This is a genomic window from Avibacterium gallinarum (assembly GCF_002921135.1).
Classification (GTDB): Bacteria; Pseudomonadota; Gammaproteobacteria; order Enterobacterales; family Pasteurellaceae; genus Avibacterium; species Avibacterium gallinarum.
On the sequence record NZ_PQVJ01000052.1, the window covers coordinates 57,930 to 81,311 of the forward strand.

22 protein-coding genes and 1 pseudogene are annotated in these 23,382 nt (G+C 37.3%); 10 read left to right on the plus strand and 13 right to left on the minus strand.

The window, feature by feature from the left end; genetic code table 11:
* Positions 1-211 precede the first annotated feature (211 nt).
* A complete protein-coding gene (gene recA / locus C3007_RS10200) occupies positions 212-1,279 on the plus strand; it encodes a recombinase RecA (protein ID WP_103854340.1) in 1,068 nt (355 codons plus the stop codon).
* An 87-nt stretch (positions 1,280-1,366) separates the two neighbouring features.
* Complete coding sequence (gene recX / locus C3007_RS10205; protein ID WP_103854329.1) at positions 1,367-1,825, plus strand: recombination regulator RecX; 459 nt, start codon at positions 1,367-1,369, stop codon at positions 1,823-1,825.
* Between the two features lie 326 nt (positions 1,826-2,151).
* On the opposite strand, the gene C3007_RS10210 is transcribed toward recX (C3007_RS10205), so the two are convergent.
* Entirely contained in the window at positions 2,152-3,060 is a 909-nt protein-coding gene (locus C3007_RS10210) for a carbamate kinase (RefSeq protein ID WP_035687867.1), read from the minus strand.
* Positions 3,061-3,156: 96 nt separating this feature from the next.
* On the opposite strand from C3007_RS10210, the gene C3007_RS10215 reads away from it, so the two are divergent.
* Positions 3,157-3,846, plus strand: coding sequence for an oxamate carbamoyltransferase subunit AllH family protein (locus C3007_RS10215; RefSeq protein ID WP_103854330.1), 690 nt, complete (start codon positions 3,157-3,159; stop codon positions 3,844-3,846).
* Between the two features lie 28 nt (positions 3,847-3,874).
* On the opposite strand, the gene C3007_RS10220 is transcribed toward C3007_RS10215, so the two are convergent.
* The 12 genes from C3007_RS10220 to C3007_RS10270 form a co-directional block, all read right to left on the minus strand.
* On the minus strand, positions 3,875-5,104 hold the full coding sequence (locus tag C3007_RS10220; RefSeq protein ID WP_039151237.1) for a cytosine permease: 1,230 nt from the start codon (positions 5,102-5,104) through the stop codon (positions 3,875-3,877).
* Positions 5,097-5,498 carry an allophanate hydrolase-related protein gene (locus C3007_RS10225; RefSeq protein WP_035687879.1) on the minus strand — a complete coding sequence of 134 codons (402 nt, stop codon included), beginning with the start codon at positions 5,496-5,498 and terminating at the stop codon, positions 5,097-5,099. Before C3007_RS10225 ends, C3007_RS10220 begins: the two co-directional genes overlap by 8 nt.
* Before the next feature lie 10 nt (positions 5,499-5,508).
* Positions 5,509-6,930: a YlbE family protein gene (locus tag C3007_RS10230; RefSeq protein WP_103854331.1), complete on the minus strand. Its 1,422-nt coding sequence runs from the start codon at positions 6,928-6,930 to the stop codon at positions 5,509-5,511.
* Positions 6,923-8,443 (minus strand): acyl-CoA synthetase FdrA, encoded by a 1,521-nt coding sequence (gene fdrA / locus C3007_RS10235; protein WP_103854332.1) that lies wholly within the window; start codon positions 8,441-8,443, stop codon positions 6,923-6,925. The genes C3007_RS10230 and fdrA overlap by 8 nt, the downstream gene beginning before the upstream one ends.
* Positions 8,444-8,451: 8 nt before the next feature.
* On the minus strand, positions 8,452-9,117 hold the full coding sequence (locus C3007_RS10240) for a cysteine hydrolase family protein (protein WP_039096643.1): 666 nt from the start codon (positions 9,115-9,117) through the stop codon (positions 8,452-8,454).
* Positions 9,118-9,395: 278 nt separating this feature from the next.
* The gene (locus tag C3007_RS10245; protein WP_243397693.1) at positions 9,396-10,241 is read right to left on the minus strand and encodes a LysR substrate-binding domain-containing protein; all 846 of its coding nucleotides are present in this window, start codon (positions 10,239-10,241) and stop codon (positions 9,396-9,398) included.
* A 105-nt stretch (positions 10,242-10,346) separates the two neighbouring features.
* Positions 10,347-11,867 (minus strand): xanthine permease, encoded by a 1,521-nt coding sequence (locus tag C3007_RS10250; protein ID WP_035687892.1) that lies wholly within the window; start codon positions 11,865-11,867, stop codon positions 10,347-10,349.
* Positions 11,868-11,879: 12 nt separating this feature from the next.
* Complete coding sequence (locus C3007_RS10255) at positions 11,880-13,298, minus strand: YlbE family protein (RefSeq protein ID WP_103854333.1); 1,419 nt, start codon at positions 13,296-13,298, stop codon at positions 11,880-11,882.
* A gap of 2 nt (positions 13,299-13,300) precedes the next feature.
* Positions 13,301-13,816, minus strand: coding sequence for a hypothetical protein (locus C3007_RS11650; protein WP_207763701.1), 516 nt, complete (start codon positions 13,814-13,816; stop codon positions 13,301-13,303).
* Positions 13,759-14,847 (minus strand): hypothetical protein, encoded by a 1,089-nt coding sequence (locus C3007_RS10260; protein WP_207763700.1) that lies wholly within the window; start codon positions 14,845-14,847, stop codon positions 13,759-13,761. Before C3007_RS10260 ends, C3007_RS11650 begins: the two co-directional genes overlap by 58 nt.
* Before the next feature lie 14 nt (positions 14,848-14,861).
* Positions 14,862-15,449, minus strand: a complete 588-nt coding sequence (locus tag C3007_RS10265; RefSeq protein WP_017805451.1) for an ankyrin repeat domain-containing protein — start codon at positions 15,447-15,449, stop codon at positions 14,862-14,864.
* A gap of 19 nt (positions 15,450-15,468) precedes the next feature.
* On the minus strand, positions 15,469-16,380 hold the full coding sequence (locus C3007_RS10270) for a LysR substrate-binding domain-containing protein (protein ID WP_103854334.1): 912 nt from the start codon (positions 16,378-16,380) through the stop codon (positions 15,469-15,471).
* 376 nt (positions 16,381-16,756) lie between these two features.
* On the opposite strand from C3007_RS10270, the gene recA (C3007_RS10275) reads away from it, so the two are divergent.
* From recA (C3007_RS10275) to C3007_RS10305, 7 genes and pseudogenes are all read left to right on the plus strand, one after another.
* A complete protein-coding gene (gene recA / locus C3007_RS10275) occupies positions 16,757-17,824 on the plus strand; it encodes a recombinase RecA (protein ID WP_103854341.1) in 1,068 nt (355 codons plus the stop codon).
* 85 nt (positions 17,825-17,909) lie between these two features.
* Positions 17,910-18,368: a recombination regulator RecX gene (gene recX / locus C3007_RS10280; RefSeq protein WP_103854335.1), complete on the plus strand. Its 459-nt coding sequence runs from the start codon at positions 17,910-17,912 to the stop codon at positions 18,366-18,368.
* A 148-nt stretch (positions 18,369-18,516) separates the two neighbouring features.
* Positions 18,517-20,232, plus strand: a complete 1,716-nt coding sequence (proS, locus tag C3007_RS10285; protein ID WP_103854336.1) for a proline--tRNA ligase — start codon at positions 18,517-18,519, stop codon at positions 20,230-20,232.
* A gap of 187 nt (positions 20,233-20,419) precedes the next feature.
* Positions 20,420-21,166 (plus strand): carbonic anhydrase, encoded by a 747-nt coding sequence (locus C3007_RS10290; RefSeq protein WP_103854337.1) that lies wholly within the window; start codon positions 20,420-20,422, stop codon positions 21,164-21,166.
* A 167-nt stretch (positions 21,167-21,333) separates the two neighbouring features.
* Complete coding sequence (gene trmB, locus C3007_RS10295; protein ID WP_103854338.1) at positions 21,334-22,086, plus strand: tRNA (guanosine(46)-N7)-methyltransferase TrmB; 753 nt, start codon at positions 21,334-21,336, stop codon at positions 22,084-22,086.
* A gap of 30 nt (positions 22,087-22,116) precedes the next feature.
* Positions 22,117-22,455: a YggL family protein gene (locus tag C3007_RS10300; RefSeq protein ID WP_103854339.1), complete on the plus strand. Its 339-nt coding sequence runs from the start codon at positions 22,117-22,119 to the stop codon at positions 22,453-22,455.
* A 269-nt stretch (positions 22,456-22,724) separates the two neighbouring features.
* Positions 22,725-23,382: pseudogene (locus C3007_RS10305) on the plus strand (IS110 family transposase); the annotation flags it as partial.

The following is a 23,382-nucleotide window of genomic DNA, read 5'->3' on the forward strand; positions in this document are numbered from 1 at the left end:
GTTGAAATAGCAGATCGCCCCTATTAGCCTCATTAATTTGAAGGATAAACGTATTATCTGGAACACAGTTCACAAAATAGAAAAAAGATCAAAATTTTACTTGATACTGTATATCAATACAGCTATATTATGCAGCAGTTTTGATGATGAATTTATAAGGACAAGCAAAATGGCTAAAGAAGATAAAGCAAAAAAAAGTGAGAAACCACAAATTACCACTCAAGAAGAAAAACAAAAAGCCCTTGCTGCGGCGTTAGGTCAAATTGAAAAACAATTTGGTAAAGGTTCAATTATGAAATTGGGGGAAACCCAAGATTTGGATATTGAATCTATTTCCACAGGTTCACTGGGGTTAGACATTGCCTTGGGTATCGGTGGCTTGCCAATGGGACGTATCGTAGAAATTTACGGGCCAGAATCTTCAGGGAAAACCACATTAACCCTTTCTGTTATTGCACAAGCACAAAAATTAGGCAAAACCTGTGCCTTTATTGATGCGGAACACGCCTTAGATCCAATTTATGCTGCAAAACTTGGCGTTGATGTCAAAGAATTGCTTGTTTCTCAGCCTGACAACGGTGAAGAAGCATTAGAAATTTGTGATGCCTTAGTTCGTTCTGGCGCGATTGACGTGGTGATTGTGGACTCCGTAGCCGCTCTTACGCCAAAAGCAGAAATTGAAGGGGATATGGGTGATGCACACGTTGGTTTGCAAGCGCGTTTAATGTCACAAGCCTTGCGTAAACTCACTGGACAAATCAAAAACTCAAACTGTTTAGTGATTTTCATCAACCAAATTCGTATGAAAATTGGTGTAATGTTTGGTAACCCAGAAACCACCACTGGCGGTAATGCATTGAAATTCTATTCTTCAGTGCGTTTAGATATTCGCCGTGTAGGTGCGGTGAAAAATGGTGATGAAATCATTGGTAACGAAACCCGTGTGAAAGTGGTGAAAAACAAAGTTGCCCCACCATTCCGTCAAGTTGATTTCCAAATTCTTTATGGTGAAGGCATTTCACGTAATGGTGAGTTAATTGAATTAGGCGTAAAACATAAATTAGTTGATAAATCAGGCGCGTGGTTCTCTTATAACGGAGAAAAAATTGGTCAAGGCAAAGCTAATGCAATGAAATGGTTGGCAGAACACCCTGAACAAGCCGAAGAATTAGAAAATAAATTACGCGAAGAGCTTTTAGCAAACCCAGACAAATCTCTCATTGCGGATATTGAAGCGGATCAAAATAAAGAGATCGCAGAAATGGATTCTGAATTTTAATCCCTTTGATTAAATCATCTCTAAAAAAAGTGCGGTAATTTTTGACCGCACTTTTTCTAACAGCAATTTAGGAATCAGTGAGAAAAAATGGCATCATTGGCATTAAATTATGTGGTGAACTTGCTCTCTCGCCGCGAATATAGTGAATATGAATTGCGTTGCAAAATGCAAGAAAAAGCCTTTGCAGAAGCTGAAATTGAACAGGCTTTAGCGCTTTGTCAGGAAAAAAACTGGCAAAGTGATCGCCGTTTTACAGAAAATTATTTACATTACCGATCACAAAAAGGCTATGGATTGAATCGGATTAAACAAGAGCTTTTTCAACTTAAAGGCATTTCTTCAGAGATCGTGGAAGATGTATTAGCAGAAATGGACATTGATTGGTTTGAGATTGCGCATTCTGTGTTACGCAAAAAATTCCCCCATTATGCGCAAGAGCAAGATTTCAAAATGAAACAAAAAATCTGGCGCTATATGCTTTCACACGGTTTTCAAAGTGAAGAATTTGCCGATTTAGTCGGTTCGGGTGAAAACGAGTTTTATTAAGACACAACATTTACCCCCCTTTCTTTAGATATGCTTTCCAAGGCTTTCCACAAAATATTGGCACAAATAGCCCTTTCTTCTTTGAGTGAACCCTACTCAATGATAAACTAACGCCAATTTTTGTCTTAAATAATTAATATAGGAAACAACAATGCGAGCGAGTCGATATTTATTTGCTACTTTAAAAGAAACCCCGAATGATGCACAGGTGGTGAGCCATCAATTAATGTTGCGTATTTTAGGGGGTATAAGGTGTAATTGCTAGAGGAAAGAGGGAAAAGAGGAAAATGGAGCAATATCTTTCTTTTTATTGCCCCTCATTAGGTTTATCTAGCAGTAATTCTTGTTCCAGCTTGCCCTTTAATCGCTTCTAGTGCTAAATGTAAATCTGCAATAATGCCTATACCTTGTCTACGATGGGAAAGATAACGGATAATTGCATCAACTTTAGGTTGCATTGAGCCTTTATCAAATTTATAGTTTGAAAGTTCCTCGATAGTGATGTGATCGAGTTTCTGTTGGTTTTCTTTTCCCCAGTTTAAATAAATTCCATCACCATCAGTAAGAATTATAAAATAATCTGCTTGAATTTGTTGGGCTAATAGAGCCGCTGTTGAATCTTTATCAATAACGCAGTCTATATTTGTTAATGAGCCTTCTTGTTTTGTTACTGGAATGCCTCCACCACCGCAACAAATAACAAGATAACCATTTTGTAATGCAAGTTCTATAGCTTGATGTTCTATGATTGACATTGGTTGGGGGGATGCTACAACGCGGCGATAATATTGCCCATCTTGTTTGAGTTTCCAACCATATTTACTCGCTAATTTGTTTCCTTCTTGATGTGAATAAACAGCACCAATAAATTTTGTTGGTTCTAAAAATGCAAAATCATTTTGTTTTACTTCAACATGAGTAAGAAAAGATAGAATAGGTTCACTAACAATTTTACGCAATTCTTGAGTTAAAACTGTTGCAATCATTCCTTGTGTTTGAGCAACTAAATTATTTAATGGGAAATTTGATTCTTCTTGGAAAGATTCATTTTGTAGAGATAGTAAGCCCACTTGAGGACCATTACCATGTACAATAGCAATTTGGTATTTTTGTGCTAATTTTCCAATGACTCTCGCTGCTATTTTTATATTGTCTAGCTGATTTTTATAAGAAATATTTTGCCCTCGTTTTAATAGGGCATTCCCGCCTAAGGCGATAACAATTTTAGGTTTCATTTTTTCCTCCTTCTATGTTTAACTACGATTTTTCTTTTAATTTATTTAATAACATAATAATATACTTATATTTAATGCAAATTCCAGAGAAAAAATATGAACTATAAAGACAAAAATTTTGAATTAAATTGTACATATAAGGTTATTAATGTTTTCGAACAAGTGGTTAATTTGAAAAAAGGTAATAAAATTTATGCCATAATGAATCAAAAAATAAAGCCCGCACCTTATAGTTTAATATTAGAGAATGAATTATTCTTATCTATAAAAAATAATATTTCTAACACGCTTTTTATTCCTTATTTTTCTATAGAAGAATTTGATTGTACGCTATTTCCTCAAAATAACCTATTAACAGCAAAAAACATCTCAACTTTTTTAGAGGAAATTATAAGACCTCAAGATATGTTTGAAGTTGTTTTTCAACAAAGAAGAAAAACTGCAAAACTCAAAGAAATGTTGGGATTAGGGCGAGGACTTACGCCCAGTGGAGATGATTATATTGTTGGCTATATGGCAGCATATTATGCTGAAAATAAAGGAATTTTTAAGCCATTTGAAGAAATAGCAATCTTAGCTAAATATTGTACAAATGAGATTAGTGCAAATTATATTGAAAATGCTAGCCGTAGATTATTTAAACAGGAGATTTTAGACTTAATGAGAGAAATAGAAAATAGAGAGTATATTAATAATATGATGAGTTTTGGTTCCTCTTCCGGTATTGATCTATTATATGGTATTTTTGATTATATTAATAACAGAGATCTTTTTCATAAAATATAAAAGGTTTCATTACGAAACCTTTTGATTATTATATTTTAGAATATTTTGTGAGTAACAAATAACATAGTGAAGCCATCAAAATAGAATCAATAGATGGAATAAAAGTTAATGTAAAAAAGCCTTTTACGGTGAGAAACCCTATTAGGGATCCAATAAGCCAAGCAAAAAATGCAGGATATTTAACTTTCGCTTCGTTTTTAATACTATTCTCATCATAGCCCATTTTCCTATTTATAAAGTAGTCTGTAATATAAATTCCACAAATAGGAGGCGTTGTTATACCAAGAAATAATAAAAATGGAATAAATAAAGCCATTATATCTATACTACCAATCAATGCGGTAATGATACCTAATACAATTGTAATTTTCCATTTTTTCAACTGAGGGAACAGTGTAGAAAAAACTAATGTTCCTTGAAACATATTCCCAGCATTTCCTGTTATGCAAGCAAATATAAGTACAATATAAGCTGGTAATAAACTACCAATAATTAGCATTGCATCAAGTAATGTATTTTTTCCTGTTAATGAACTTGGTGTTGCACCAATGATAAAAAGGAAAGGATAAGCAATACTAAAGGTTAAAATACCAGCAGTAATAGCTTGTTTTTTATTTTGCGTAAAACTACCAAAATCAACAGAAGTAGTAACTAAAACAATAATTGTTCCTACAACAGAAGAAATTGCTGCACCAATATTCATTGTGTGTAGTGCTGTATTTATAGAAAACTTGCTTTTTAAAGTAAGATATAGAATAAAAAACATTAGCATAGCTATAATTGGAACAGCCCATTGAGCAACTTTGCTAAGAAAATCAAAACCAAATGTAGTTGCACTTACGAAAATTAAACAACCAAACACAACAATTATAGGTAAAGGAACATATAAATTAAATTGAGTAAATAGAAAATCTTGTACGGTATGTCCAAACATATTAGCCGTAACAATAATCCAACCTAATAAACTGATTGCCATTAACATATTGATCGCAGTCGCACCTTGAGAACCGAAAGTAAATTTAATAATTCCGTAAGTGGGCAAGCGAGCTTTAACACCTATTGACATATTGATTATTGCGAGCAATGTTAATATTGAACTTCCTACAATAATAGCAAATAGCATTTTAGAAAAAGGGAGTTGGCTCCCTAGACTTGAAGAAGCTAATAATACAGGCGTAATTAGAATTCCCAGCAAAATCATTGAGATTTGAATAGCTGAGGCATAAGATGTGGGATTAGAACACTTTTTGTTAGCCATTGTGTTTCTCCTTATGTTGATTCTGATAATAACGCCAACCTCCCATATGGCTAATCTCGATTTGTCCTTGGGTAAGCCAATTCTCACCTAAAACACCTAACACTTGATCCCCATTAGCTAAGTGTACTTTGCCTATGGTTAATCCGTTTGGCTCATTTAATAGAATAGTAGCAAGTGCGGTTGGATTTATTGCCCAAATTTCAAGCTCAACAGCATAAGCTTTTTGAGTTGTTCTTTGCATTGCTGGATGAATATCGTTGATTGACCATAAACGATAGTATTCATCAGTTTTATCTTCACGTATAAATTGAGCTCCAACATTAAGTAAATTATGATTAAGCTCTAACCCTCGCATTAATGTTCCATTTACTGCAAATAAAATTTGTTCACACATTTTGGCCTCCTTATTCACTATAAGTAGAGTAGTTTTGATAAAACGCATTTAAAGCTTGGGTGAAACATTGCATTGGTGCAGTTGTAATTCCAGCACCGATTTGCCCTATACCTGCCAATTTGTGTGCAATGCCTGTATTTATAATAGGTAGAATTCCCGTATCTACCACTTTTCGAATGTCAATACCTGCTGCGGTTGGTATGAAGTTTAATGTTGGTAAGGTAAATGCGGGATTTTGCCCTAAGCTAATGCTTTGCATCATCACACTATTATTAAGTGCGTCATTTGTGCTTCCTCCTACAAATTTGACAATAGCTGGGGAGGATGCCATTGCAAAGCCTCCTACGCCTGCAGTTTCGGTTATTGCACTATCACCAAGATCTGCGGCAGCATCGTTTATATCAAAATTAGGGAAAAATAATCCATTGACTGAATTTGCTGGAGCTTGAAACCATTGTCCCTTCATTGACGAAATTTGGATACCAAAATTAACACCATTTCTTGCCATTACGGTTACCATTGTGCTGTGAGGTATGCCTTCTGCTGCTACCAACATTGTTTTACAAGCTGCCATTGATAAGTTGAGGAAAAAATGATCATTATTAGTGATAAATTGGATAGTACGTTCAATGTGTTCTAAAGGTTGGTTAATTTTAAGTAAGAACGGTAGGATTTTTTTAAGAAATAATCCTGTTGCTGCAGCATTACGATTATGAACTTCATCCCCCATATGTAAAGCTTGTGCCATTATAGGTTTCAACTCAATGGGACCACTTAACTTAAGTGTGGCAGATAATGTTTCGGCAAGTTCCGTTTTCATCCAGTTTAATCGTGTTATCACGTCTGGATTATTAGCACCAAAACGTAATACTTTACCCAATCCCTCATTAAAATTACTAAAACAGCGGTGATGATTATGTGCCATATCCTCGATAACCCATACAGGCATAGAAGGACTAATAATTCCTGCCATTGGAGCAACTGCGTCATAGTGATGGCAAGGTTCAAAAACAATTTCTCCTTGCTCAATCAGTGATTTAGCAGCTTCTTTTGTGTTAGCCCATCCCTCAAATAAAATCGCTCCGATAATTGCACCTTGCATTGGACCACACATCGCATTCCATTGTATAGGGGGACCTGCATGGAGGATACGCTTTTTCTCTATTAACTGCGGAATTGCTTTTCCCGCTGGTAAAATATCGACTAAAACAGGCTGTGAAGCTAAATAACGAGAGAGTGCAATTTGATTGGCTTGATTGATTTCTGAGCAATTAATCAACGTTGCTAAAGTTAATCCTGCTTGCTTATCTCCCTGAGCTGGAGGTTGCCAATGTAAGTTCTGAACTGTTCCCCCAGCTTGTTGAATATTTTGTGCAAAGTTTTCTAATCCAATATTAATGATTGAAAGAGGCTGCTGAAAAAGATTATTCATTGATATTTCTCCTTTGCAAGATTTCTAATGCCATATAAGCAGATTCTGCATTATTGTTTGCAATAAGCACGCCCATATCTTGTAATTGTTTTTGGATCAAGAATTTATCTTGGACATCTTGAGCTGTACCACAAATATGAGCAATGAGATAAGGTGGTGAGTTCTGTTGCCGAATTTTTTGAAGAATAGGTAGTAATGTTTCCATTGGATTCAGATTTGAGCCATAGCCTAAAATGAGATCAAAAAGGAGTACCGCGACTTCGGGATCCATACCTTCTTGTAAAAGGCGTTGATTGCGTAACGTTGGATCAATCATTGGATGAGGTTTTCCTTGAGTAAAGAAATCATCACCAAGATCTAATAATGTATGTTGTGTACTTCTATTTATCTCTTTCAACATCGTTGCTTCATCAATAGGTATATTGGAATACAAAGGTAACCCAGCTTTATGCAGAATTTGTTGAGCTTCAAAACAAAATGTACCGCCAGAGAAAACACCACGTAAATATTTTTGCTCTCTTTTTAAGGAATATTGATACGTTGGAAAACTAGGTGGGATATAAGAGGGAATACGTTGTTTTCTTAACAAAGCAACCGCAACTTCTGCTGTATGTGCTAGGGTTTCAGCATAATAAAGATTACTCCCACTATTAGCATCAGGGCTTTGTCCTAAGAAATGGATCACAACAGGCTTGTTTATCTGTTCTGCTTGTTTTTTTATTACATTTGCAATATCTGATGCAGGTGGTTTAGAGATCAATACTATGACTTCTGTATAGCTATCCCGTGCTAATAAGTTCATTGCATATTGCATCGAAAGTCCACCAATTTCTTGGTGCAAATCTTGCCCTCCTGTACCTATTGCTTGAGATATTCCTTCGCCAAGTTTATCAATACCACAGGTGACTTCTTGTAGCCCAGTGCCTGAGGCAGCAACAATACCAATATGACCTTTACGAACAATATTGGCAAAACCTAGCGGGATGCCATTGATTATTGCTGTACCACAATCTGGTCCCATAACCAATCTGTCTTTTTGTTGTGCAAGCCTTTTTATCTGTTTTTCTTCTTGAAGAGAAACATTATCGCTAAAAAGCATAACGTTTAATCCAGTATTGAGGGCTTTAATCGCCTCAGCTGCAGCATATTCACCGGGTACAGAAATAAGTGCTAAATTAAGTGCGGTGTTTTTTTCCACCGCATTTGACAGGCTTACTATTTGTGTCTTTGCACTATTTGTTGTTTTTTCTGAGCAAGAAAAAAATGATTGTTTGGCAAAATTAATTGCTTTTTCACATTCCTCTTTCCTTCCTTTCACTGCGATGATCAAGTCATTGGGCTTTGCATTAATTGGTGGAAATTCAGCTTCTAATAAACGGGCCAAATTTGCGGGTGTCCCCATTACTACTGAAGCTTGCGTAATTCCTTCTATTTGTAAAAGTTTGGCAGAAATTTGCATTAAAGAAACGGAATCTTGGTAAAGATTCGGTAATATTGAATATTGGATAGCCATCTTCTCACCTATGACATTAATGCGTTGATAATCTCTGTTGATGTTGAAACCCAACCGAAAATAGCCCCTTGTGCTTTGATCATTTTCAGTGCATATTCTTGAAACTCAGGGAAATATGAGCCAACACAATCTTCAGGAATAATACATTCATAACCGCGATCATTTGCTTCGCGAACCGTCGTGTTTACGCAAACTTCGGTGGTTACTCCACAGACAATAAGTGTTTTAATTCCACGATTTTGTAAGATTAAGTGTAGATCGGTTTGATAAAATGCACCTTTCCCTGGTTTATCTATGATCGGCTCTCCTGCAATAGGATAGAGTTCAGGAATAATATCGTGTCCTTCTTCTCCACGAATAAGAATACGCCCTTTTGGTCCACATTCGCCAATAAAGGTTTTCCCGCCCCGTGTTAATTTTGCTGGAGGACAATCACTTAAATCAGCACGATGCCCTTCACGAGTGTGGAGAATAAATATCCCAGCTTGACGAGCGGCAGATAACATCCTTTTACAAGGTTGAATTGCTGAACGAACGAGATTGACATCATTACCTAAGGCTTCTCCAAATCCACCTGGCTCAACAAAATCGCGTTGCATATCGATCATTAATAATGCTGTTGTTTGAGGATTAAAGGATAGTGGGAAAGGTTCAGCTTGGAATTGTTTTAACATAATGAATATCTCCTTTTGTTGATAACAATTTATTTTTCTTGAAGGGATAATATAAAGAAAACCTCCTTAATCATAGAAAAATAAATTGATGAATTAAAGGGAAATTTATTGAAAATAGCGTGATATGACGGCAGTAAAAAAATATTTTGTGAACGAAATCACAAGATATTTTTATGATTCAAAAGAATTGAATAATAAATTCAAAATTTATTAATTAAAAAATTACTGGCACCAAATGTTTTGTATATGAGGTTGCATAATATAATCTAGACACCAAGTTAATACTTTTCCTTGTACACTACTATTCCAAGCATAAAATAATTGTGTAGGTTGTTTTTGTTCTGAAATTGGTTTTTTAATACTTTTCCTTGATCAAGTAATAGTTTTACTCGATGATGAGGGATGTATCCTATTCCTAATCCCGCAATAATAAGGTTAATTGCCGTTGAAAGTTCGGAAACGTAAATCACTTTCTGCCCTTCTAATGCCCAAGAAACCTGCTTATTCATATTAAAAGCAGTATCTTTTACCACGATAGCTGGATATAAACGTAATTGTTCTGAAGTCAGCACCGTTGTGAACGGGGCAAGAGGGTGATGAGGAGCTACTACAAAATCCCATTCTATTTTTCCAATTGGATGATAAACGATATTTTCGATTTTGGGGGCTGTATGTGGTGCTCCAATAACAAGATCGGCTTTTTTCTTATATAAGGCTTCCCAACACCCGTTATAAACTTCGGTATGGATTGAAAGTTCTGTTGCTGGAAAAAGTGCGGTTATTTTTTCGGTTAATTTTGCAAGAGCATCGTAGTTAATAATATTGTTTACCACAATAGTAAACGTCCGTTCAACGCCATTTTCAATGGTTCTAGTCTGTGTGATTAAATGTTCATAAGAATGTAGTAACCATTGGCTATGGCAAATAAAATATTTCCCCGCTTCAGTAAGCTTGACTTGCCTTCCTGAACGATCAAAAAGAATAACGCCGAGTTCGTCTTCAACTTTTTTAATGGTGTAACTAATTGCGGAAGGCACTTTGTATAATTTTTCTGCTGCAATGGAGAAATTTCCTGTTTCCGCAATAGTATGAATGAGTTTTAAAACATCGGGGGATAGGGGCATACTGTTCTCCTTTTCTAATTCTTTTTTAGTATAGCATTGAAAATAAAGGAGGTGGGGTGAAATACGTGATCTAATTCTTTCACCAATTAGATCACGTTAAAGTAATTAATTTGCTATGGGTTGTTCTCTTCTATCTAATAGATATTTTAGAATAAATAATCCTGCAATCATTATATAGGAAATTAGGAATATCGTAGGAGAATCACCACCAATAACTGGGTGGGCCTGATGGATAATACCAAAAAATGCCAATATAGCAGCTAAACCAGCACTAATTGCACCTTTTGTTGGTTGATTAGTTATCGCAAAAATAGCAATACAACCCCAAAGTAAAGATGACAGGGGGGCCCCACTACCTAAATGAAATAATCCTGTAAAATCTACACCGCTCTTTTCTAAGATTGACCAACCTAATTGATTAGCATTGGTACCAACACTTTTGAGTGTATTATTAACGGTTGTCAATGCCCAAGCACCAATCCAAGGAAAAAGACATACAAAAATCACGGGGACTTCTAATTTCGGAGTTTCCCTTACTACTTGATTAGCTGTAACAATACCAATAAAAATCAAAATAGGAGCGATCGCTGCCATCGGGATAAGTGAGAGTAAAAAACCTCCTAATCCTAATAGGCAGACGAGGAACATAACAATACCTGTTGCTAAAGTATATCCAATACCCGCCCCCATTTCTTTATAAGCTGTATGTCCAACATAAACGGTAACAGGGAAAGGATTTCCCATTAATGCGCCAAACATTGTTGAGCAACCATTGGCAATCATTACGCGTCTAGTTGGGTAAGGGTCACCAGCAGCGTGAGCACTTTCGATATTCTCTAAGTCGAAGACATAATTTGCCAGTGCTAAAGGAACTGCCGAAGCTAGGTAAGGTGCGGCGATACTTAATCCCTCAATAAAAGAAGATAGATGCAGTTTTGGTGGATTAAATCCCGCACTGTGTAAGGCTTGTCCAATTTTGCTTGGATCTTGTAATCCAAAAAGCCAAGCTAAAGTTGTGCCAACAATTAATAAGAGTAACCCTGTTGGAACTTGTTTGAAGATGGGTGAACGTCCAAACCAATTGATAAAAATCAAAACGAGTACAACGAATGAGACAAGAGGTGTATGAAATGCTTGCAGCATAGGATTCATTGCTAATAGCAATAAACCTAACCCAGCTAAACAAGAAAGTAAGACAGTTCTTGGAACGGCTTTTCTTAACCAGTCTCCCATAAATGATCCAACAAAGAGAATAAATCCTTCGACAAATCCCCACACTAAACCAATTTTTAATGCTAGTTCATAGTCTTGAGTTTGTTGATAAACAGGTAAAAGGACTAAGAAAGTGACAGTAAATATAGAGGGGGCACTAGGTCCCGAAGGTAAGGCAACAACATCAGACCGATTGCTCTGTTTTGCTAATATTTTTGCAAAAATAACATAACAAATACTAGCACAAAGAACAGCTAAACCAAATGCAGGAACAACGCGGCCGAAAACAATTTCTGAAGGAATACCTACAACTAAAGTAAGTAAAGCAATCATCGTAAGAAGATTGGTAAGATTATTACTAAATAAGCCAAAAAAGGCAGCCCAATCTCCTTTTTTCCAAAATTGCGTTTTCATATCGTCTCTCCTTTATTTTGCGTAAGTTTGACCAAAGGCAAATAAGGCTTTTTGAAATGCCTCCATTGGCGGATGAACAATTCCAGCTCCAATCATTCCGATACCAGCATCTTTATGGGCTATTGCCGTATTAATGACGGGTAATAGGTTATTTTCCACCACTTTTCTAATATCAATCCCTGTAGGTATTCCCATAAAATTGAGTGAAGGGATAGTAATATTTGGATTGTTTCCAACCGTAATCTGATTCATTGTTTTACTATAACGTATAGCATCTTTAACCGTTCCACCTACTAAAGATACAATCGCAGGAGCCGCAGCCATAGCAAAGCCACCTATTCCATAGGTTTCTGTAATTGCAGAGTCACCAACATCTAAACCTGAATCTTCGGGTTTGTACCCCGCAAACATTGGGCCTATAACTTGTTGAGCTGGCCCTGTAAACCATTGATTTTGCAATCCAGCAACACGAATACCAAATTCCGTGCCATTTCTTGCCATTGTTGTCAGGACTGTTGAATAAGGAATGCCTTGAGCTGCATCTAATGCCGCTTTACAACACACCATCCAAGTTGGGCCTGAAAAATAGTCTGATGACGCGATAAAATTAAAAACGTCTTTTTTATCTTTGTTACTAAAATGAGTTTCTAAAATATAGGGGGTGAGTTTTTGATTTAATAGCACTGTACCAGCGATATTACGGTTATGACATTCATCTCCCATATGCAAAGCCTGAGAAAGCATAAGTCGTAAATCAATCCCATCATCACAAAATGTCATCGCCTCTGCCAACATCGGACCAAGAATATCTCGCATCCAGTTTAAGCGATCAATAACACTTTGATCATTCGCACCCATTCTTAAGATTTTCGCCAGTTGTTCTGATAAATTAGTAAATGCGAAATTACCGTGAGTTTTATTTTCAACAATATGTACATACATTGATGGGCTAGTTACGCCTGTCATTGAACCAACAGCTTGATGTTCGTGGCAAGGTGAGAATTTTATTTCACCACTTGCAGCAAGCTCTTCAGCTTGAGTAAGATTTTTAGCCCATCCTTCAAAGACGATCGCACCTGTAATTGCACCACGCATAGGACCATTCATTTTTTCCCAGTTAATAGGAGGACCTGCGTGCAAAAGCATTTTGTCTTGCATTCCAGGAATTACCTCTTTGGCTTTTCCATAGCCAATTAAAACGGGACTTGCTTGTGTTATGCGTTGAAAAGCTTCTTGATTTGCAAGATCTATTTTTTGTGCAATTTCTGTTTGTTCTAAATAGGTTAATGTTTCAATTAATGGTAAGTTTCCCCCACCTGCTGGTTGCCAGTCTAGTTGATATACCTTAGCTGATTGCTTTATTAAATCTTCAGCAAAACGTGCTAATCCTATATTGATAATATTTAATGGTTGATTAAATAAGTTACTCATTATTATTCTCCTTTTGCTACAAATTCCCTAGCTAACAAACCAGCGTTAGTTGAGCTAGAGGCGATAGTAATGCCAGCCGCTTCAAGTTGTGCAACCTGGTTCTGTACAGAAGGCTGATCTAATTCAGTTCCTAATACATAAGCTAAGATTTCCAAATGCCGTCCTGATTGTTGTGCTTCTCTTTTTACTTGTAGAAGTGCAGGCAATGTTTCTGCTATAGGATCAGGATTTGCACCAAAGCCTAGAACAAAATCAAGCAATAAAACACCAACCTCAGGATCACGTCCCTCTTGTAAAATTCGTTCTATGCGATAGCTTGGATCAATCATTGGATGTGCTTTACCATTGGTAAAAGAATCATCGCCAAAGTCAATAAATGTGTGTTCGATTGATTTATCGCTGGCTTGTAATTTATAAGCTGGGTTTGTTTGAATATTCGAGTAAACGTTAGGATACTTTTCTAAAGCAGAAAATAGGGCTTCATCACATAAGGTTCCACCACAAAATAAACCTCGAATGTAGCGTTGCTGTGGGTTAAGTTTTTTTGTACCTCTTTAATTAAAGGTAAATTTAATGCGTGTTTATCGATACTTTCTTCTGGAATACCAGAGGCAATGACCGCCGCCATTGCAGCTGGTTTGCTATGAGAATAAATATGAATATGCGGTGCAGCTTTAGTTTCCTCTTTATAGCCTAAAAACCAAATAAAAATAGGTTTATTAATATGTTCACAAGTGGATAAGATTTTTCTCGCGATTGTAGGTGCTGGCGGTTTTGATACGATAATAATAATGTCTGTATTGGGATCTTCAGCAAGCATTTGTAATCCATCTAACATCATAATGCCCCCAATATCTTCGCTAAGATCTCTTCCTCCTGTTCCAATTAATTGGGAAATGCCACCTCCAAATTCGTGTATTCTTACTGAAATTTCTTGAGCTCCAGTCCCTGAAGCTGCGACAATACCAATATTGCCACCTCGAACTTTATTCGCAAAGCCTAAACCAACGCCATTAATTATGGCTGTACCACAATCTGGTCCCATCATTAATAAACCTTTTTGATGAGCTAATTGCTTTAATTTCAATTCTTGCTCTATAGAAACATTATCAGAAAATAACATAACATTTTTATTTAGATTTAAAGCTTTTTCAGCTTCTCTTGCAGCATAAAGACCATTTACAGAAATAATGGCTAAATTCGTTTCTGGGTGTTTTTCATTAACCGAATTAATACTATGAAAAATATCATTTTCTACCTGTGTATCATCAAAAGGCTTTCTAATTAATAATTTTTCAACTTCTGATAGTATTTTCTGTTCGCTAGCCCCCTTTTCCAAAGATAATGCAATCATTAAGTCTGAAGGCCCAGCTTTTTCTAACTGGCTATCCAATAAATGTGCTTCTTTTAAAACTGCTTTATTCATTGGTGTGCCCATCGCAATTTGAGCTTGAATAACCCCTTCTAATTGATTAACTTTTGTAGAAATTGCCATTAATGTAACGGAATCAAAGTATGTATTTGGTTTTAACTGATTAAGTAGTAGCATAGCCGTCTCCTTATTTATAAATATTCTTCGATAATTTTCGCAATTTCGTGATAGCCTTTACGATAAGCGAGTTCTAAAGGAGATACCCCCCATTCATCAGTCATAGTTGGATCAGCATCATGGTCTAATAATAAACGAACAATCCGTTGCATTTTTTCACCGCCATCATTCAAAATAATAGCTTCTATCAAAGCAGTCCAACCTACAGTATTTGTCAGATTGACATTAATATCCGTATTTTCTAACAGAAAACGTACAATCTCTTCGTGTCCTTTTTCGGCCGCTGGGGTTAAACCATTTCCCCCGAATCGCGTAAGACAAGTTAAATCACAGCCTAGTTCTACCATAAGCTTGACAAGCGTTAAGTCATTATGAATACATCCCTGAATAAAAGGGTTAAAACACTTGTTATCTTGAGTATTAATATCCGCTCCATTCGACGCTAACCAACGCACAGCATCATATTGCTTGTTTTGTGCTGCGATAAGTATAGGGGTTCGTTTTCCTTTATCTCTTGCATTGATATCAGCACCATTTTCAAGTAGTAAACGAAGCTGTTCAATATTGCCTTCGGCAGCGGCAGTAAATAGTTTAACGTTCATTTTTTCTCCTTATTTGTAGTTAATTTAACCATTGTGAACGATATTCATCCGTACAGAGTATGGGTAATAGATAGTTCAGAATTTGGCTTTGTTGTTGATTTTGCCAAGCGTAGTAAACCCTCACAGGTTGTTTATGCTCAGCAATGACTTTTGTTATCACTTTGCCTGAGGTTAAAGCAGGGATTGCTATTCGTGCTGGTAAAAAGCCTATACCAACCCCTTCAGCAATCATTGAAAGTACCATTTCTAAATCAGCCACATAAAAAACTTTTTGCCCTTTCAATGCCCAAGTTTTCTTTTGCTGTAACGCTATAGATGAGTCGTGAACAACGATAGCAGGGTAGTGACGTAGTTGAGAAGCTTGTAAAATAGAGTTTTCTTTTGCCAAAGGATGACAAGGAGAGACTAAGAATATCCATTCAATATCTCCTAAATATTCTGTACTGATATTTCCTTGATTAAATGGGGGATTCTGCGGAGCACCAATCACAATATTTGCTCTATTTTCATATAATGCCTCCCAAGCACCGTTATAAACTTCGGTACGGATAGAAAATTCTGTGGCTGGAAATTTTTCTGAAAGCGAGGAAAGAAGTTTAGGAATTGGATCTGGATTAACAATGTAATTGAGGGCGATTGTAAACTGTTTTTCTATGCCATTATCAATTTGTGCGGCGTTACATTTTAATTCATTTAATCCTTGTAAAATCCAGTCTCCCTTTTCTAAAATATATCTTGCTGCTGGGGTAAGTTGAATATGTCCATTAGTTCGAGAGAATAACTTAATGCCAAGATCATCTTCCATCTTCTTTGCTGTATATCCAATTGCTGATGGAACGCGATGTAACACTTTGGCAGCTTCACTAAAACTCCCTGTTTTAGCAATAACTTGTAAGATCCGAATCGTATCAGATGATAATCCTATCGCCATAAATATTCTCCTTAAATATCTATGCAAAATTTAGAAAATAGTTCATTTCTAAAGACAAAAAAATCATAGCAAGAATAAAAGAGAGGTAAAGCAAAAAGAATTGAATGAGATTTGCAAGAAATTTGTTGTAGGATACTGTGTAATGAACAAAAAATAGGGACTAAAAGAAGTAAATAAGAGTAATCAAATTATAAAAATTTAAAAAAGATAAAAATTTCACTTGATACTGTATATCAATACAGTTTATATTATGCAAAGCAATTAAATCATCAAACAAACGGGGCTTTCCCATTTTTTATAGGATCAAACAAAATGGCGAAAGAAGATAAAGCAAAAAAGCAAAAAAGCAAAAAAGCAAAAAAGTGAGAAAGTGCAAATTACCAATCAAGAAGAAAAACAAAAAGCCCTTGCTGCGGCGTTAGGTCAAATTGAAAAACAATTTGGTAAAGGTTCAATTATGAAATTAGGGGAAACCCAAGATTTGGATATTGAATCTATTTCTACAGGTTCACTGGGGTTAGACATTGCCTTAGGGATCGGTGGTTTGCCAATGGGACGTATAGTAGAAATTTACGGGCCAGAATCTTCAGGGAAAACCACATTAACCCTTTCTGTTATCGCGCAAGCACAAAAATTAGGCAAAACCTGTGCCTTTATTGATGCAGAACACGCTTTAGATCCAATTTATGCGGCAAAACTTGGCGTTGATGTCAAAGAATTGCTTGTTTCTCAGCCTGACAACGGTGAAGAAGCATTAGAAATTTGTGATGCGTTGGTACGTTCTGGTGCGATTGACGTGGTGATTGTGGACTCCGTAGCCGCGCTTACACCAAAAGCAGAAATTGAAGGGGATATGGGGGATGCACACGTTGGTTTGCAAGCGCGTTTAATGTCACAAGCCTTGCGTAAGCTCACTGGACAAATCAAAAACTCAAACTGCTTGGTGATTTTCATCAACCAAATTCGTATGAAAATTGGCGTAATGTTTGGTAACCCAGAAACCACCACTGGCGGTAACGCATTGAAATTCTATTCTTCAGTGCGCTTAGATATTCGTCGTACTGGTGCGGTGAAAAACGGCGATGAAATCATCGGTAATGAAACCCGTGTGAAAGTGGTGAAAAACAAAGTTGCCCCGCCATTCCGTCAAGTTGATTTCCAAATTCTTTACGGTGAAGGTATTTCACGCAACGGCGAATTAATTGAATTGGGTGTAAAACATAAATTGGTTGATAAATCTGGTGCGTGGTTCTCTTATAACGGTGAAAAAATTGGTCAAGGCAAAGCTAATGCAATGAAATGGTTGGCAGAACACCCTGAACAAGCCGAAGAATTAGAAAATAAATTACGCGAAGAGCTTTTAGCAAATCCAGACAAATCTCTCATTGCCGATATTGAAGCGGATCAAAATGAAGACATTACAGAAATGGATTCTGAATTTTAATCCCTTTGATTAAATCATCTCTAAAAAGTGCGGTAATTTTTGACCGCACTTTTTCTAACAGCAATTTAGGAATCAGTGAGAAAAAATGGCATCATTGGCATTAAATTATGTGGTGAATTTGCTCTCCCGCCGCGAATATAGTGAATATGAATTGCGTTGTAAAATGCAAGAAAAAGCCTTCACAGAAGCTGAAATTGAACAGGCTTTAGCAATTTGTCAGGAAAAAAACTGGCAAAGTGATCGCCGTTTTACAGAAAATTATTTACATTACCGATCACAAAAAGGCTATGGACTGAATCGAATTAAACAAGAGCTTTTTCAACTTAAAGGTATTTCTTCAGAGGTCGTAGAAGACGTATTAGCAGAAATGGACATTGATTGGTTTGAGATTGCGCATTCCGTGTTACGCAAGAAATTCCCCAATTATGCACAAGAGCAAGATTTCAAAATGAAACAAAAAATCTGGCGCTATATGCTTTCACACGGCTTTCAAAGTGAAGAATTTGCCGATTTAGTCGGCTCGGGCGAAAACGAGTTTTACTAAGACACAGCATTTACTGCCCCTTTATTTATGCTTTCCAAGGCTTTCCAGAAAATATTGGCACAAATAGCCCTTTCTTCTTTGAGTGAACCCTACTCAATGATAAACTAACGCCAATTTTTGTCTTAAATAATTAATATAGGAAACAACAATGCGAGCGAGTCGATATTTATTTGCTACTTTAAAAGAAACCCCGAATGATGCACAGGTGGTGAGCCATCAATTAATGTTGCGTGCTGGAATGGTGCGTCCTTTAGCGTCAGGGCTTTATAACTGGTTGCCAACCGGCTTACGCGTACTTAAAAAAGTAGAAAATATTGTGCGTGAAGAAATGAATAAAAGCGGTGCGATCGAAGTGGAAATGCCCGTTGTTCAACCGGCTGAATTATGGCAAGAATCGCAACGCTGGGAGCAATATGGCCCAGAATTATTACGCTTCCAAGATCGCGGACAACGTGATTTTGTGCTTGGTCCAACACACGAAGAAGTGATTACGGATTTAGTTCGCCGTGAAGTGAGTTCTTATAAGCAACTTCCACTGAATTTATACCAAATTCAAACCAAATTCCGTGATGAAGTGCGCCCACGGTTTGGGGTAATGCGTGGTCGTGAATTTTTAATGAAAGATGCCTATTCTTTCCACACCACAAAAGAAAGCTTGCAAGAAACCTATGACATAATGTACCAAACCTACAGCAATATTTTCACCCGTCTAGGTTTAGATTTCCGCGCGGTGCAGGCGGATACTGGTTCTATCGGTGGCAGCGCTTCCCATGAATTCCAAGTGTTAGCACAAAGTGGTGAAGATGATATTGTGTTTTCCACAGAATCCGATTTTGCGGCGAATATTGAACTTGCCGAAGCGGTGGCACAAGGCGAACGTGGCGCGCCAACTCAGTCAATGGAATTAGTGGATACGCCAAATGCCAAAACCATTAACGAATTGGTGGAACAATTCAATGTGCCAGTAGAAAAAACCGTGAAAACCTTGATTGTAAAAGGCGCAAATGAAGAGCAACCATTAATTGCGTTAATCATTCGTGGCGATCACAATTTGAATGAAATCAAAGCGCAAAAATTAGCGCAAGTGGCTGAACCGCTTGAATTTGCCGATGAAGCGGAAATCAAAGCAAAAATTGGCGCAGGCGTTGGCTCTCTTGGGCCTGTTAATTTGCCGATCCCAGCCATTATTGATCGTAGCGTCGCATTAATGAGCGATTTTTCAGCGGGTGCAAACATTGACGGCAAGCATTATTTCAATATCAACTGGGAACGTGATGTGCCAATGCCAGAAGTGGCAGATTTACGCAATGTGGTAGAGGGCGATCCAAGCCCTGACGGCAAAGGTTCATTGTTAATCAAACGTGGTATTGAAGTAGGACATATTTTCCAACTTGGCACAAAATATTCTGAAGCAATGAAAGCCACCGTACAAGGAGAAGATGGTCGCCCACAAACAATGATTATGGGCTGTTACGGTATCGGTGTGAGCCGTGTGGTTGCCGCAGCGATCGAACAAAGCCACGATGAACGCGGGATTATCTGGCCAACGGACGCCATTGCGCCATTTACTGTAGCAATCGTGCCGATGAATATGCACAAATCTGAAAACGTGCAAGAATTTGCCGAAAATTTATACCGCACTTTAAGCGCTGAAGGGATTGAAGTGATTTTTGATGATCGTAAAGAGCGCCCTGGGGTAATGTTTGCGGATATGGAACTCATTGGTGTGCCGCATATGTTAGTTATCGGTGAGAAAAACCTACAAAATGGCGAAATTGAATATAAAAATCGCCGAACAGGTGAAAAACAGATGATCAACAAAGATCAGTTAGTAGAATTTGTGAAGCAACAAATTAAATACTAAATAAAGTTGTTGGGCGGCAAAAGCTGCCCAATTTTTTTGTCTAAAATTTGCGAAAAAAGCACCGCACTTACTTCTTTTGATTGTTTTTATCCATTTTGATGAACTAAAAATGACATAGATAAGCGTTTAACAATCGATCAAGCGTATAATCGAAATGGTTTTATATTCATCAAAATTGAGGTAAAAAATGAAAAAATTCATATTTCCAAGTCTTTTGACTGTATTGTTAGCAGGTTGTGCTCATACTCCACACGAAGCAAACCCCCATTCCTATTGGGGATATAGTGGAGAGGGAGCTCCGCAACATTGGGGGCAATTAAGTGCAGACTACCAATTATGTGAACGAGGCAAAAATCAATCGCCTGTTAATTTGACCAACGCAGTAACCTCGCATAACAGCGTAGAATATCAATATCAGCCAAGCAGCGTTAGCCTAGCCAATAATGGACATACTTTACAAGCCTCTCTACAATCAGCAAATAATCAATTAAAGATTGATGACAAAACTTTTACGTTACAGCAATTTCATTTCCATACACCAAGTGAACATCAATTTCAAGGTAAGCATTTCCCTGTAGAAATCCATTTTGTCCATAAATCTGAAACCGGTGAGCTTGCTGTGCTGGCGATAATGGTGAAAGAAGGAAAAACAAATTCTGTGCTAGAAGAATTACTGCATAACCCTTTGAATGTTAATGAAAAAATGGCACTGGCACAGCCATTAGACATCACAAAATTGCTGCCGCGAAGTAAAGGACATTACCGTCTTAATGGCTCGCTCACCACGCCGCCTTGTAGCGAAGGGGTAAATTGGGTGGTTTTACAGCAACCTATCAGTGCAAGCAGTGAGCAGATTCGATCATTATCACATACATTAGGGAATAATAATCGCCCTGTACAACCAATTAACGCTCGAATTGTCGTAAGCGAATAAATGTAAAGAGGGCATTTTTAAGCCCTTATTTCTTATTATTTTTGATCGAAATTTTCCCATTTTTTTACCGCACTTTTTTCTTGCGCGATCTTGCCCTAAAACATAGAATAGCCCTTTAAAAAATGGCATAGCTCATTTTATAAACGATATTGAGTAGTAGATTTTCAATGACAGAACAACAAACTAGCTTTGCGGATCAAAAACGCAAAACCGTTGAAACCGCTGAATTTACTGCAGATGGACGCTACAAACGTAAAGTGCGTAGTTTCGTGTTGCGTACAGGGCGATTAAGCGATTTTCAACGTAATATGATGAACGAATATTGGCCGATTTATGGCTTATCACATCAAACTGAACCTTTTGATTTTAAAAAGATTTATGGCAACGACAAGCCTGTTATTTTAGAAATTGGTTTTGGAATGGGGAAATCCCTAGTGGAAATGGCGGAGCAAAATCCAGATAAAAATTATCTAGGAATTGAAGTGCATACCCCCGGTGTAGGTGCGTGCATTGCTTATGCTGTGGAAAAGAAGGTAAAGAATCTACGCGTTATTTGCCACGATGCCACAGAAATTTTACGCGATTGCATTGCCGATGGCAGCCTTGCTGGTTTACAGCTTTTTTTCCCCGACCCTTGGCATAAAGCGAAGCATCATAAACGCCGCATTGTACAGCCGCATTTTGTGCAAACTGTCTGCCAAAAGCTCGCCAACCAAGGCTTTATTCATATGGCAACAGACTGGGAAAACTATGCGGAACAAATGTTAGACGTATTGCAAGACAATCCACAGTTACGCAATACTTCTGATACAAAGGACTATATTCCACGCCCTGAAAGCCGCCCACTGACTAAGTTTGAACAACGCGGTCATCGCTTGGGACACGGCGTATGGGATTTATATTTTATTAAAACTGAATAAATATCAGCCTAGAAATACGAGGAGAAAACGATGGCTATTCAACGTAACAGAAGACAACGCAAAAAAATGCACCTTGCAGAATTCCAAGAATTAGGCTTTTTAGTAAACTGGCAATTCGCAGAAAATACTCCGATTGATAAAATTGATGAAGTTGTAGATCGTTTTATCAACGAAGTCATTCGCCCAAATGGCTTAGCTTATGAAGGTAGCGGTTATTTACATTGGGAAGGTTTAGTCTGCTTAGAAAAAATCGGAAAATGTGATGAAAGCCACCGTGAGCTAGTGAAAAACTGGTTAGAAAGCTATGGATTACAACAAATTGAAATCAGCCAACTGTTTGATATTTGGTGGGAATATCCAGCGAAATAATAAGATTGAACAGCAATCTTATGTTTATTGGTTAGAATCTAAATTATAGAGTAAAAACTGTATGCGATTTAATTTCGGATACAGTTTTTTTATTGGGTTTTATTAGGTTGTCCTAGATTTCTTATCAATTCTGTTACATTTTCTAAGTTACATATTTTTCTTTGTTCCAGAAATTCTTAACTTTATTAGTATAATTTTTCTTCTAATTATAGAACGTAACGTATCAGTATTGGTGCTTTTAGCCGCCATAAAACTGTACAAAAACGAACAAAGACCGAACCAACAATCCGAAAGGGATTGCGCATACCATTGAGTATTTACGTAGTTTCAGTGTGGACTTAATTGTCCTTGAAAGCACCGGTGGGCTTGAACTTCCATTAGCTAAAGCACTCCACCGCGCAGGCTTTCGAGTGGTGATTGCCAACCCGAGACAAACCAATCAGTTTGCGATGTCACAGTCACTAGCAAAAACCGATAATAAAGATGCCAAAATGTTGGCTTTTTACGCCCAGATGCTGGCAATGCGTGATAATGTAGCGCAACAGCTTTACATACCACCGACTCCCGAGCAAGAACAGCTTGAAACCCTTGTTTCACGCTGTAATCAGCTTGTTGAAATGCGTTCCGCGGAGAAAAACCGCCTTGAACAAGTTCATTCCACACAACGACTCAGTGTTGAGCAGCATATCGACTATCTCAGCCTGCGTATTGATGAGCTGGATAGTGAAATCGAACAGCATCTCAAACATTTTGACGATACAATAAAAAAGTTTAAAGACATCAAAGGGTTAGGCACACAAACGATAGCCGTTTTGATGTCAATGTTGCCTGAGTTAGGTCAATATACACATAAACAAATTGCTTCGCTTGTTGGTGTGGCACCACATCCGAAAGAAAGCGGTAACACCAAATGGAAAAGCCGCTGTT